Raw genomic sequence first — 12,596 nt, 5'->3', positions numbered from 1 at the left:
AAGTGTCGTTCAAAGGGTATTCTAGCCGATGTCTGTTTCCTCTCCTGACTGTTCTTTCTCTCTTCTTAATTTGGGAATATTTTTCATTCTTTGGTGAAGCCGTCTGCCGTTTCCCTGCCGAATGCTCCAAGAACAGCGTGTTTCAGGTCTCTCAAGCTGAAGTTTCAACACAACCGGTTGTGTGGCAGTGAGTTGCTGTGAAACGTCTTTCCTGCTTTCAACAGACGTGAAAGATGTGGTGAAACGTCATGTTTCACCGTAAGAGGTTTGTGGTTAGATGTTTATATTCTGGGTGAAGGCGTGACGGAAGATTCTCGAAACTTTGTTCCGAATGTGGCGTGTGGGGTGTGAAACGTCTTTCACAAGCTTTGGATGTGGTGTGGTTTGTTGTAATGTTTGATTTTCCTGTGTGCCGCCTTTATTTGAAGGAGTTGTTTAAAGGCGGTTGGACAGTGGAATGCTAATAACTGTTCTGCATGGGGTATATTGCCTCCTGAGTCAGGAAGACTTTATCACCGAAATAAGGTACGAGGCGGCCGTGACAAGCAGTACGATACCTACAAAAACGAGCAGATTGCTGAGGATACTTTTCTGGTTCAGCTCCGCTACCAGTTTCTTCTTGAAGAAAACGAGCAGGAAAGCCGCACCGGCAATTAAGAAGGCTCTACCAATGAAGCCGTAAGGGATAAAGAATGCCGATGCTATCAAGGCAAGGGCCAGCGGACGGAAAATGTTTTCTTGATGTTTCATGGTTGGTGTTTTTTAATACTGTAGCAAAGGTAAGTCTTGTTGAAATATAGTAAGGTTAATTCTATGTTAATATAATGTTATCATATTTATAATTATTTCTTATATACTTTTGCAAACAGGTGTTTAAAATCAGTTAGTTTTATATGCTATAATAATTATCTTATCTGCATTATTATACTTTCTTTAATGCTTGGTTACTTGTAAGATTTTTATAGGTTTCCAATATTATTTCATTTTTTAAATTACCTTTGTATAGATATAGCTGTCGTTATTAAAAATGGAAATCTGTTATCATAATTTTACTCATTTATAATGAAGCATATTTATATTAGGAGTATAACTGTCATATGCATATTATTTGTTTTTACTTTGCAGTGTATTTGGCTTAATAACTCATTTGATTTATTAAAGAATCAGTTTGAAAAAACTGTTAAGGAATTATTTGAAGAAGCTTCTTTTAAAGAAACCACGTTACATTTCTCTGAACTTCCTGAGGGAATAGATTTTCTTGGTGCTCCAAGAACTGAAAATGAAGAAGTTTTCCCTGAAGCTACTTATTTATTGGAGAGTTTAGGAAAATATGGTATTGCTTGTAATATTAGTAAATTGGATTCCGTGTATAGGGAAACGCTTCTACAACACAATATAAATACCTATTTTTATATAGATAGGATGAAGTATGGAAGTATTATAGAAACTACTAAAAGAAAGGATATTAGGCATTTTGGAATTATTAAAACTCAATTAATTCCAATAAAGTTGGATGGTTCATTGAAGATACAAGCAACTTTAGTTAATCCCTATAGTACTATTTTTAAGCAGATGGGATTACTTATTATAGCGACTGCTATAATGATGGTCATTATAATAGGATGTATCATTTATCAACTTAGAATCATATCCCGCATGAATAAAATATCTAGAATCCGTGAAGACTTCTCTTATGCTCTTATCCACGACATGAAGAATCCGCTCAGTACCATATTTACTACGCTGAACTTCTTGCATACCGGTCGTTTGGACGACAAACCCGAAAAAAGAGAGAAATACTTTCGGATAGCAGAGGGCGAGGTTGACCACTTGTTGACGCTGACAAACAAAGTTCTGACAGTATCGAAACTGGAGCAACATAAACTGGACATGCAAAAAGAAAAAATCGAGTTGCCTCCTATGATAGACAAATTAGTCGATAAGTTTACTGCCAAAGCGGATAAACCGATACGTTTTATTAAAGACTTGCAGGCAACAGAGGTATATGCCGATGCGGAATACTTGGAAGAAGTGTTGGATAACCTGATAGACAATGCCGTCAAGTATTCGAAAGAGAATGTAGAAATCACCCTCAGTTCGTCGTGCAACGGCAGGCACACCTTCCTCAGGGTGCACGACAACGGAATAGGCATTTCGGATAAAGATCAGAAAGTGATATTCAACAAATACGAGCGTGGTGCCGCCGGACGTCGGAAACGGAAACAGGGGGCTTCCGGTTTCGGTCTGGGGCTGAACTTCGTGCAACAAGTAGTGGAGGCGCACGGTGGGAATATATTCGTAAACAGCATTGAGGGCGAATTTACCGAATTTGTTATATCTCTGCCGTTGCAAGATTTGAATTAGAAACAGCTTGTATGATTAATTCTCTATGAGTGGTGGTGCTAACATTAACGATCTTGATGTTTCCTGGTTACTTTATGCGATAATGTTGTTTACTACGGTGTTTATTTCTGATAAATTTCGTGCATCGTATGATGATATCAACGCTTTCGAATCGGAAGGTGCTATAGCATGAATGTCAGGTACCCTTAGTTTTCTGATGTATTGGCTCTGCCAGCGCGGATATCCTCCGTTCATGTGGTTGGCCAGTTGGGATAACTGGGATGTAATGAAATCGGACATCAGGACTGCACTTAGCATTTTGAGACTGTCGACATCACCTCCTGTGATGTAGTACAGGTTGTGGTGCGGATAGTAATGTCCGTTGTCTATCAATATCAGGCTGTTTGCCGAAATGTCCGGTAACAATATTTTGGGTTGCGATACGAGTTCTTTGTATATCCGGTCGATTGTGCGATACCAGTGTGATGGCTTTTTTTGTGATACATACCTGCTTTGCAGCGTTTCTTGATGAGCTTCCAAATAGGCTTTGGCTTTTGGAAACAGATAAAGGTCGATTATTTTGCCATTTTCATCGAACGGATTGAATATATAATTGCCACTCCAGCACAGCCGATTGTTTCTGATATCTTTGGATGTGAGGATGGGGAGTAACAACTCTTCTTCTATCAATTCAGGCAAGTCTTTTCCGATGAATATCTTATCGGCACCGGTGGCTACTCCTATGCCGATTTTGAATCCCATATCTTCGATGGAGGTAAGCTTGTTTATGCCGGATGCTGTGTGGAAGGTTTCGTTCCAGTTGCCATTGCGGGGCATTTGGTAGTAGAGGGCTGTAGCTTCGGGCAGCGGCATATTGTTCAGGTCGTTCACCTCTATATATTGGAACGATTCTTTTGTGGGGCTGTTCTCGATAAGGCTGATGGCGGGATATGCGATAACTTCCTCCTGAAAGGGATTCACTTTTTCCAAGTTGACGATTGCCAGCAAGCGGAAAGATGAAGAAATCAGGTTACGCAGATTGTGTCCATACTGGTTTTTCATCCATCGGTTCGAGCAGATAAAACAGTGTTTGCCGCCAAGACGCAAACTCCGCAGTGATTTTTCGAAGAAAGCCACATATAAGTCTGCTCTATATCTGAATGTCGGAAATAATTTCCGGTACAATTCTTTTTGAGGTAAGGCTATTTGTTCGTGACGTACATAGGGCGGGTTCCCGATTATCAGGTCAGTATCCGCTACATCGGCTATGAGGAAATCTTCGTTTCTGAATATATTATCATTTATGTTTATTTCGGGAAAATGCGAATGTATTCTGTTTATGCTGATATCTATGTTTTTCTGATCGATGTCATAGCATATCAGACAGCGGTTTATTGCTTCGGAAGGATTGAATCCGAATACATGGGCCGACCGGATCAGGCGTGCGATTATTTCGATGACGAACTCGCCTTCTCCGCAGGAAGGCTCTATGACGTTCACCGACGACAAATCGCGGTCGGGGGTATATCCCGACAAATCCAACATGTATTTCACGACGTCCGGCGAAGTGAATACATTATCGCGTATCTTTCCGGTAGGTCTGGTCTTGCTCATCTTATGCAATAAATTCGTTTGCTACGCCTTGCAGGTGCCCGGCGAAGGCAGTCAGGAAATTGTTTATTGAAATGTCTGATGCTACATCGCCGTATGTAGAAGAGTCTGATGTCCAAAGTAGGGCCGTGGCGGTATAATGTCGCTCAAGAATAAGTTTGCGGCACAAAATAGCATATCTGTCGATATACGATGTTTCCTTGAATTCTTCCAGTACCTTGAAATGCGGTTCGGTTACTCTGATAATGGAAGTTGATTTCTTGCAACGTTCTACAGCCATCAGGTATCCAACCCAAGGCGCGTTTTGATTGGGAAAAACATTTTCACGAAACGCAGTCCATAGATCTACTGCCGACCCCAGCGCTTCTTCTGTCCGATTATTGAAATTGTTTCCGAATGATCCGACTTGGGACTTGAACTCGATAGCTGCAATCAATTTGTTAGTAGGCGATACAATCAAGAAATCCCAGTCTTTTGTCGGGCGGAAGTAACCGGGTAATTGATTGCGCTTGGTATAGATGCAGTTTTGCGGGACGCCCATGTCTGTGGCTACTTTGGCGAGCAGGTCAACGAATCCGTCCATTTGTTTTCCTCCAGTAACAGCTCCTCTATTCCCTGTGTCGCGATTATTTCGATCAAGTTGGCTGTTCAATTGCCTGTTACGGGTGTCCCAGAAACAAGCAATTGCTTTTTGTATCATTTCGGTATAATTCCTTATATTGAACAGCATATTTTTAGTGAATATGAGATTTATGAAGGTATGATTTCGTAATTCTTTATTTCGTCACCAGCATCAGCCCCACACCACGGACAGTTTTGATTTCGATATCGTCATCGGCTTCGAAAAGCTTGCGGAGCTTGGAGACGAAGACGTCGAGGCTGCGCGAGGCGAAGTAATCGTCTTCCGTGTTCCAGCAGCGGCTTAGGATGGCTTCGCGGCGGACGGTCTCGTTCTTGTTCTGGGCCAGAATCTGTAGTAGTTTGGTTTCGGTGGCGGTCAGTGTTTGGCGCTGACCGGTACGGTCGTTGCGCAAGGTGCCGTGTTCGGTGTCCAGGGTATAGGATCCGAATTTGCAGAAACCGGTCTCTGTGCGGGTATGCGTGCCCTGCGTCATCTTCAGCACAGCCTTCATGTGCGCGTCCAGTTCGTCGGCAATGAAGGGCTTTTTCACGTAGTTGTTCACGCCCAGTTCGTAGCCATGCTTCACGTCCTTGGGCGAGGTGAGGGCCGAGGCGAAGAGGATAGGCGTGTCGGCATCGGTTTCGCGGATGCGCCGTACCATCTCGAAGCCGTCCATCACGGGCATGTCGATGTCGCTGATGATGATGTCGGGTCTGAACGTTTCCCATACTTTCAGTCCTTCTTCGCCGTTGGCAGCCGTCTGTACTTCATAGCCGCCGATGATGTCTTCCAGTCCGCACTGCACCACGTAGCGCAGGTTCGGGTCGTCTTCTACCAGGAGTAATTTGATCATGGTTTCTGTGTATTTTCTGGCAAATATACGTATTTTGTAAACATCTTAACGAATAAGCCGCCAACTAATTAACCTGTTGGTAACTGGGTATATTGAAAAAAAAGAAGAGGGTGCGTCGCCGTAGCAATGCACCCTCTTACGCTATATATAGAATTGATTACGTCCGTTAGTCTTTGTTGTTGGACTTCTTTTCTCTTCTCGGTCTTTCGGGACGTTCCGTATAGCCTTCGGGCTTCGGAATCAGTACCTTGTGAGACAGTTTGAACTTACCTGTCTTCGGATCGATTTCGAGCAGTTTCACGTCAATATCGTCGCCTTCCTTGATTCCGGCTTCTTCTACGGTTTCCAGACGCTTCCAATCGATTTCGGAGATGTGGAGCAAACCGTCCTTGCCCGGCAGGAACTCAACGAACGCACCGTAAGGCATGATGGAGCGAACCTTGCCTTTGTATACTTCGCCTACTTCGGGGATAGCTACAATGGCCTTGATCAGGCGGATAGCATCGTCGATGCTCTGCTTGTTGTTGCCGGCAATCTCGATGCGGCCCACGTTGTCCACTTCTTCGATGGTGATGGTAGCACCGGTTTCTTCCTGCATACCCTGAATGATCTTTCCGCCCGGGCCAATGACAGCACCGATAAATTCTTTCGGAATGGTCATTGTTTCGATGCGCGGAGCGTGCGGTTTCAGGTCGGCACGCGGTTCGGCGATGCACTCGGTCAGTTTGCCCAGAATGTATTCGCGACCTTCTTTAGCCTGCAACAAGGCTTTTTCCAGAATATCGTACGACAGACCGTCTACCTTGATATCCATCTGAGTGGCGGTGATACCGTCTTTGGTTCCGGTTACCTTGAAGTCCATATCGCCCAAGTGGTCTTCGTCGCCCAAGATGTCGGACAGAACGGCATATTTCTCTTCACCCGGATTCTTGATAAGACCCATGGCGATACCTGAAACAGGTTTCTTGATCTTCACACCAGCATCCATCAGTGCCAATGTACCGGCACATACGGTAGCCATGGAAGAAGAACCGTTGGATTCGAGGATATCGGAAACAACGCGCACTACGTACGGATAGTCTTCAGGAATTTGTCCTTTCAGCGCACGCCATGCCAGGTGACCGTGACCGATTTCGCGGCGACCTACACCACGCTGTGCCTTGGCTTCACCGGTAGAGAACGGGGGGAAGTTGTAGTGCAACAGGAAGCGTTCTTTATCTTGGTTGAGAACATCGTCTACAATCTTTTCGTCCAGCTTGGTACCCAGTGTGACGGTAGACAATGACTGTGTTTCACCACGGGTGAAGATAGCTGATCCGTGAGGGCCAGGCAGGTAGCCAACCTCGCACCAGATGGGGCGTATCTCGGTTGTCTTACGTCCGTCCAGACGCTTGCCTTCGTCGAGGATGCAACGGCGCATAGCCTCTTTCTCGACATCGTGATAGTAGCGGTCGATGAGCGGAGCTTTTTCTTCGAGTTCCTCTTCAGTGAACTGTGCCTTGAATTCTTCGCGGATGGCATCGAAAGCGTCCTGACGTGCGTGCTTGTCACGGTTGCCTTCGCTGGCGATGGCGTATGCCTTGGCGTAGCAAGCATCGTGAACGGCCTGACGAAGTTCTTCGTCGTTCACTTCGTGGCAATATTCGCGTTTTACAGTCGAACCTACTTCTTCGGCCAGTTCCATCTGTGCCTTACACTGAATCTTGATAGCTTCGTGGGCTGCCTTGAGGGCGGCGAGCAGTTCTTGCTCGGAAACTTCTTTCATTTCGCCTTCCACCATCATGATGTTTTCGTAAGTGGCACCTACCATGAGGTCCATATCGGCCTTTTCAAGTTGTTCGAAAGTCGGGTTGATAACGAACTGTCCGTCGATACGTGCAACACGTACTTCAGAAATAGGACCGTTGAAGGGGATATCTGAAACGGCAAGAGCGGCTGAAGCGGCTAATCCGGCCAGAGAATCCGGCATGTCTACACCGTCTGCCGAAAAGAGGATGATATTGACATATACCTCTGCGTGGAAATTGTCGGGGAATAAGGGGCGGAGAGCACGGTCTACAAGGCGGCAAGTCAGAATTTCGTAGTCGGAAGCACGTCCTTCACGCTTTGTGAAACCTCCGGGGAAACGTCCGAAAGCGGAGTATTTCTCTTTGTACTCTACCTGTAAAGGCATAAAATCTGTTCCGGGAACTGCGTCTTTTGCGGCACAAACAGTAGCCAGCAGCATGGTGTTTCCCATGCGGAGCATTACAGAACCGTCTGCCTGTTTTGCCAGCTTTCCCGTTTCGAGAGTGATGGTTCTTCCATCGGGCATCTCGATCGTCTTAACAATTGGGTTAATCATAAAAAATGTTTTATATCTAATTTTCTTTCAAAATTCGCGCAAAGATACATATTTTATTCTTCTAATATGGTGTGAATGAGATAAAAAGTTTGGGTTTTGCCGTTTTTTTGCTTTTCGAAGCGGAAGAAGTGTTGAAAATGCTTTGACTAAACTTGAAAAGAAGTATATTTGCACGGTTTCTACGACCGTTCTGGCGTTGCGGCGCCTGTTATCCGGCAGCAGAAACAAGGATTTAAAAAATAAAAATTAGAATGAAGCATATGAAGAAAATCTTTTTAGCCGTACTCGTGGCGGCTGGTTTGGGGGCATGTAATTCGGAACCGAAATTTGAGGTGGAAGGAAAGATTGCTGATGCGGCAGGCAAAATGCTGTATCTGGAAGCATCGGCCTTGGAGGGTATCACACCGCTGGATTCGGTAAAGTTGGGCGAAAGCGGAACTTATTCTTTCAAGCAACCCCGTCCCGAGTCTCCCGAATTCTATCGTCTGCGGGTAGAAGACAAGGTGATCAACTTCTCAATTGATTCGACCGAAACGGTTCAGATTGATGCACCTTTTACCGATTTTGCCACTACTTACGAAGTGAAGGGATCGGCCAACAGCCAGAAAATAAAGGAACTGACGTTGAAGCAGGCAAAATTGCAGAGCGATGTAGATGCTTTGGCACAGGCTATGCGCTCTCATCAGATTGGAGTCGATGTGTTTGAAGACAGTTTGGGCGTGTTGCTGAAGAACTATAAGGATGATGTGAAGATCAATTATATCTTTGCAGCTCCCAATACGGCAGCGGCTTATTTTGCTTTATTTCAGAAGTTGAACAATTACCTGATTTTCGACCCGTTGAACAACAAGGACGATGTGAAGTGTTTTGCTGCTGTAGCCACAAGTCTGAACAACTTCTATCCTCATGCCGACCGTTCGAAGAATCTGTATAACATCGTTATAAAAGGTATGAAGAATACCCATGCATCGCAACCGAAGGCTTTGGATATTCCTCAGGAGGTGATTCAAGAAACGGGTGTAATTGATATCAGCCTGCGCGACATGAAGGGCGACATGCGCAAACTGACCGATCTGAAAGGAAAGGCTGTGATTCTGGATTTTACGATTTATCAGACTGCCGTATCGGCTACGCACAACTATCTGTTGCTTGACTTGTATAAGAAGTATGCTGACCAGGGGTTGGAAATCTATCAGGTTTCTTTGGATGCCGACGAGCATTACTGGAAGACGACAGCCGATAATTTGCCGTGGATTTGCGTACGCGATGCCAATGGCATTTACTCTTCAGTAGCAGCTTCGTACAATGTGAAAACAGTGCCGACACTGTTCCTGATCAACAAAAATAATGAGTTGAGTGCGCGTGGCGAAACAATAAAAGACTTGGAAGCGGCAGTAAAAGCATTGCTGTAACTTGTTATAAATTAGAATATTTCATTTAAATATGTTACAAAGCACTCCTTTTTGCTTGACACGCATGATTTAAAAGATTATCTTTGCCCAACAATACGGAAAGAGGGTTCCAGCATGATGACCATGTTGGAATTCTTTTTTGTTTATAAGAACATTAATAAATTAAAATAATAAGGAGGAAAAAAGTATGGCTTACATGTCAGAAGAAGGCTACAACAAATTGTTAGCCGAATTGAAACAACTGGAATCGGTGGAGCGTCCTAAGATTGTGGCCGCTATTGCGGAAGCCCGTGATAAGGGTGACTTGTCGGAAAATGCCGAATATGATGCCGCAAAAGAGGCACAGGGTTTGCTCGAAAGCAAAATCAACAAACTGAAAATGGTGATTGCCGATGCAAAAATCATTGATGAGTCCAAACTGAAAACCGATACGGTGCAGATATTGAATAAGGTAGAACTGAAGAATGTGAAGAATGGTATGAAGATGACTTATACCATTGTTTCGGAAAGCGAAGCCAACCTGAAGGAAGGAAAGATCTCGGTCAATACACCGATTGCCCAAGGATTGCTTGGCAAGAAAGTGGGCGATGTTGCCGAAATCAAAGTACCCCAAGGTATCATCAATCTGGAAGTAGTAAACATCTCATTTTAAACGGAAGGCAGGTCCCTGTATGGGGCTTGCCTTATTTTATCTTTATAGTTATGGCAACAATATTCAGTAGAATCATTGCAGGTGAGATACCCTGTTACAAAGTAGCGGAGGATGACAAGTATTTTGCTTTTCTCGATATCAATCCGCTGGTGAAAGGTCATACGCTGGTAGTTCCTAAACAGGAAGTGGACTACATTTTCGACTTGAACGATGAAGATCTGGCTGGTATGCAGGTTTTTGCCAAAAAAGTGGCACTTGCTATCGGTAAGGCTTTCCCTTGCAAGAAGGTGGGAATGGCTGTATTGGGACTGGAAGTACCTCATGCGCACATTCATCTGATTCCTATGCAAAGCGAGAAAGATATGCTTTTTTCCAATCCTAAATTGAAACTGACAGACGAAGAGTTCCGGGCTGTGGCCGAAGCTATTCGTTCTGCGTTCTGAAAAAGCCAAATTCTCCTTCTTTATACATAAAGAAACAGCAAGAGGGTATGCCGATTGACATACCCTCTTTTTATTATATTATTGTCTTAAGTTTCGCGCTCTGGTAGGCAATTTCATAAAACGGTTGCTTTCGATTCGTAATACTGAACAGACCATTGTTCTTTTTATCATTTATGCTCGGCCATTGAGACTGTTTTGTCCACCGTTTGGCACACAACGGGAGTATTGTCTTCATCCAGTGCGTAAACACTCTGTTGCATGTCCTTGCTATAACTATGGTTCGATTCATTCCAACGGGCATAATTCATGATGATTTCACCAGCTTCGTAGCGATAAGTCATTTGGAAATAAGGTTCCCATTTGTCCGATGTGCCATCCCATTTGTTGGCTGTCTTACAGATAAGGCGATTCTGTTCATCGTAAGCAAACTCGTAGCGTATGTGATTATGCAGATAATTGCCGTCTAATTTATAGATGGTACGAGAAACGACCAGATTGTTCTTTACTTCATCGTTTGTTATAAAGTTGTCCTGGGCCTTTGCTTCAGTGTTAAGAGCGCTCACTAATGTCAATACTGAAAAAGCCAATGCTTTGAATAAATTTGTTGCTTTCATAATCGATATTCTTTTAAGTTATTATTTCTATTTCTTTTCTCTTTGGACTTGCATCCGTCTATGATAATTCAAAAGACGTGCCAATGAATCAAATATCTGATTATCAGTTTACAATAAATTTATAAGGCTGTTCGGAATCGGACACGTGTTCGCTTTTAGCGTACAATAGACGTTTGTTGCTCTTTACTTTTTGTTTTTTCCGAATAAACGGCTGGTTATGGGGGTATTGATATTGTTGACCGCATAACTGATTTTCTGGAAATAAGAAGAGGGTGCATTGTTTAGAAATGCACCCTCTTATCTTTTGAAATTAGTTGCTTTGGGTTGAAAAGCTAAGCATTCTGCATACTTCCGTCGGTCATAATCTGTTAAGCTTATATCAGATGTAATCTTCACCTAATTTGATTTGCGCATCGTTGACGTATTTCCGGATGGCATGTTCTTCGTCTTTCTTACAGATTAGCAGTACATTGTCCGATTCGGCAATCAGATACCCTTCTAAGCCTTCAATAACCGCAAGTTTGTCTTTGGGCAATACAACGATGTTGTCTTTGCTGCCGTAGAACATCGACTGGCACTTTAAAGTTACGTTATTGTTTTCGTCTTTAGGTGACAAATCGTAGAGCGAACCCCAAGTTCCAAGGTCGGACCATCCAAAGTCGCCTAATGAAACATATACATTGTCGGCTTTCTCCATAATGCCGAAATCGATTGATACGTTGGGGCATGCGGGGAAGTTCTCATCGATAAACTTCTTTTCGTCCGGCGTACCATAGACGTCTTTACCTGGTTCCAGTTTAGCAGCCAGTTCGGGGAGCAGTAATTCTCCGGCTTTGATGATAGTATTGACATTCCAAACAAAAAGTCCTGAATTCCAATAGAATTCTCCGCTTTCTACAAAGACTTTTGCGAGCTCTAATTCCGGCTTTTCGGTGAATGTTTTTACTTTATAGAAATTGTCACCCTTCTGTTCGGCGATTTGTATATAGCCATATCCTGTTTCCGGTCTGTTGGGCTTGATACCCAGTGTAAGCAGAATTTCCGATTTGGCAACGAATTCCAATCCTTTTGTGATGATATCGAGAAACTCATTTTCTTTCAGTATCAGGTGGTCGGAGGGGGCTACTACAATGTTGGCATTTGGATTGATGGCTCGGATATGGTAAGATGCCCATGCAATACAAGGCGCTGTATTTCTGCGTGTAGGCTCCAGCAAAATCTGTTCGCTGGTTAGCTCAGGCAGTTGCTCTTTTACAAGGGCGGCATACATATCATTGGTCACAATAAAAATGTTCTCAGTCGGTATAATCTTTTTAAACCGGTCAAAAGTCTGTTGTAACAACGAGCGTCCTGTTCCGAAGAAATCCAGGAATTGTTTAGGGAGCGTCTTGCGGCTGAATGGCCAGAATCGGCTTCCGATTCCTCCACCCATGATTACACAGAAGTTGTCCTTATTTGTCATCATTTTGTTTATTGTTTAAAGTTTCTGCTAAAGTACAGTATTTTCTGTAAATGCGGAATGCTTATGGTGTGTTTTATTATTTTTTTCTTGTTTTTCCCTTGTTTTTTTTATGAATCGCTTGCAGGTTTAGAAAAAAGCCGTATCTTTGCACCGCAATTGAGAAATCAATGCAATGCCCAGATGGCGGAATCGGTAGACGCGCTGGTCTCAAACACCAGTGGATTCACTTCCATCCCGGTT

The 12,596-nt window shown here is 43.7% G+C and carries 12 protein-coding genes; 5 read left to right on the top strand and 7 right to left on the bottom strand.

The annotated features are described in order from the left end of the window. Nucleotides 1-191: hypothetical protein (locus QVP67_RS00430; protein ID WP_288179738.1), on the top strand; the 191-nt coding region annotated here is incomplete at its 5' end. A gap of 307 nt (nt 192-498) precedes the next feature. Here QVP67_RS00430 and QVP67_RS00425 read toward each other — a convergent pair. Next, nucleotides 499-750, bottom strand: a complete 252-nt coding sequence (locus QVP67_RS00425) for a hypothetical protein (RefSeq protein WP_022161594.1) — start codon at nt 748-750, stop codon at nt 499-501. Between the two features lie 906 nt (nt 751-1,656). Here QVP67_RS00425 and QVP67_RS00420 point away from each other — a divergent pair. Next, entirely contained in the window at nt 1,657-2,364 is a 708-nt protein-coding gene (locus QVP67_RS00420; RefSeq protein WP_288179737.1) for a sensor histidine kinase, read from the top strand. A gap of 72 nt (nt 2,365-2,436) precedes the next feature. Here QVP67_RS00420 and QVP67_RS00415 read toward each other — a convergent pair whose 3' ends face one another. The 4 genes from QVP67_RS00415 to pnp form a co-directional block, all read right to left on the bottom strand. Beyond that, a complete protein-coding gene (locus QVP67_RS00415; RefSeq protein ID WP_022161592.1) occupies nt 2,437-3,957 on the bottom strand; it encodes an Eco57I restriction-modification methylase domain-containing protein in 1,521 nt (506 codons plus the stop codon). A 1-nt stretch (nt 3,958) separates the two neighbouring features. Beyond that, complete coding sequence (locus QVP67_RS00410) at nt 3,959-4,684, bottom strand: PaeR7I family type II restriction endonuclease (protein WP_022161591.1); 726 nt, start codon at nt 4,682-4,684, stop codon at nt 3,959-3,961. Nucleotides 4,685-4,730: 46 nt separating this feature from the next. Next, a complete protein-coding gene (locus QVP67_RS00405; protein WP_022161590.1) occupies nt 4,731-5,429 on the bottom strand; it encodes a response regulator transcription factor in 699 nt (232 codons plus the stop codon). Between the two features lie 166 nt (nt 5,430-5,595). Then, complete coding sequence (pnp, locus tag QVP67_RS00400) at nt 5,596-7,773, bottom strand: polyribonucleotide nucleotidyltransferase (protein WP_022161589.1); 2,178 nt, start codon at nt 7,771-7,773, stop codon at nt 5,596-5,598. A 260-nt stretch (nt 7,774-8,033) separates the two neighbouring features. Between pnp and QVP67_RS00395 the strand changes: the two genes are divergently transcribed. The 3 genes from QVP67_RS00395 (at nt 8,034) to QVP67_RS00385 (ending at nt 10,280) form a co-directional block, all read left to right on the top strand. Next, nucleotides 8,034-9,185 carry a thioredoxin-like domain-containing protein gene (locus QVP67_RS00395; protein ID WP_071148535.1) on the top strand — a complete coding sequence of 384 codons (1,152 nt, stop codon included), beginning with the start codon at nt 8,034-8,036 and terminating at the stop codon, nt 9,183-9,185. Between the two features lie 187 nt (nt 9,186-9,372). Next, nucleotides 9,373-9,837 (top strand): transcription elongation factor GreA, encoded by a 465-nt coding sequence (greA, locus tag QVP67_RS00390; protein ID WP_071148009.1) that lies wholly within the window; start codon nt 9,373-9,375, stop codon nt 9,835-9,837. Nucleotides 9,838-9,887: 50 nt separating this feature from the next. Next, complete coding sequence (locus tag QVP67_RS00385) at nt 9,888-10,280, top strand: HIT family protein (RefSeq protein ID WP_022161586.1); 393 nt, start codon at nt 9,888-9,890, stop codon at nt 10,278-10,280. Between the two features lie 167 nt (nt 10,281-10,447). Here QVP67_RS00385 and QVP67_RS00380 read toward each other — a convergent pair whose 3' ends face one another. Further along, nucleotides 10,448-10,894: a DUF3836 domain-containing protein gene (locus tag QVP67_RS00380; RefSeq protein WP_022161585.1), complete on the bottom strand. Its 447-nt coding sequence runs from the start codon at nt 10,892-10,894 to the stop codon at nt 10,448-10,450. A 379-nt stretch (nt 10,895-11,273) separates the two neighbouring features. Beyond that, the gene (locus QVP67_RS00375) at nt 11,274-12,359 is read right to left on the bottom strand and encodes a mannose-1-phosphate guanylyltransferase (RefSeq protein ID WP_022161584.1); all 1,086 of its coding nucleotides are present in this window, start codon (nt 12,357-12,359) and stop codon (nt 11,274-11,276) included. Nucleotides 12,360-12,596 lie beyond the last annotated feature (237 nt).

The sequence above is a fragment of the Bacteroides sp. CAG:633 genome (genome assembly GCF_000435115.1).
Lineage (GTDB): Bacteria > Bacteroidota > Bacteroidia > Bacteroidales > Bacteroidaceae > Bacteroides > Bacteroides ndongoniae.
This window is presented reverse-complemented; position numbering and strand designations above follow the sequence as displayed.

Coding starts and splice junctions, on each gene's coding strand:
- QVP67_RS00425 (WP_022161594.1), bottom strand. CDS start 750: ATGAAACATCAAGAAAACATTTTCCGTCCGCTGGCCCTTGCCTTGATA.
- QVP67_RS00410 (WP_022161591.1), bottom strand. CDS start 4,684: ATGCTGTTCAATATAAGGAATTATACCGAAATGATACAAAAAGCAATT.
- QVP67_RS00380 (WP_022161585.1), bottom strand. CDS start 10,894: ATGAAAGCAACAAATTTATTCAAAGCATTGGCTTTTTCAGTATTGACA.
- QVP67_RS00385 (WP_022161586.1), top strand. CDS start 9,888: ATGGCAACAATATTCAGTAGAATCATTGCAGGTGAGATACCCTGTTAC.
- greA (WP_071148009.1), top strand. CDS start 9,373: ATGGCTTACATGTCAGAAGAAGGCTACAACAAATTGTTAGCCGAATTG.
- QVP67_RS00405 (WP_022161590.1), bottom strand. CDS start 5,429: ATGATCAAATTACTCCTGGTAGAAGACGACCCGAACCTGCGCTACGTG.
- QVP67_RS00415 (WP_022161592.1), bottom strand. CDS start 3,957: ATGAGCAAGACCAGACCTACCGGAAAGATACGCGATAATGTATTCACT.
- QVP67_RS00420 (WP_288179737.1), top strand. CDS start 1,657: ATGAATAAAATATCTAGAATCCGTGAAGACTTCTCTTATGCTCTTATC.
- pnp (WP_022161589.1), bottom strand. CDS start 7,773: ATGATTAACCCAATTGTTAAGACGATCGAGATGCCCGATGGAAGAACC.
- QVP67_RS00395 (WP_071148535.1), top strand. CDS start 8,034: ATGAAGAAAATCTTTTTAGCCGTACTCGTGGCGGCTGGTTTGGGGGCA.
- QVP67_RS00375 (WP_022161584.1), bottom strand. CDS start 12,359: ATGATGACAAATAAGGACAACTTCTGTGTAATCATGGGTGGAGGAATC.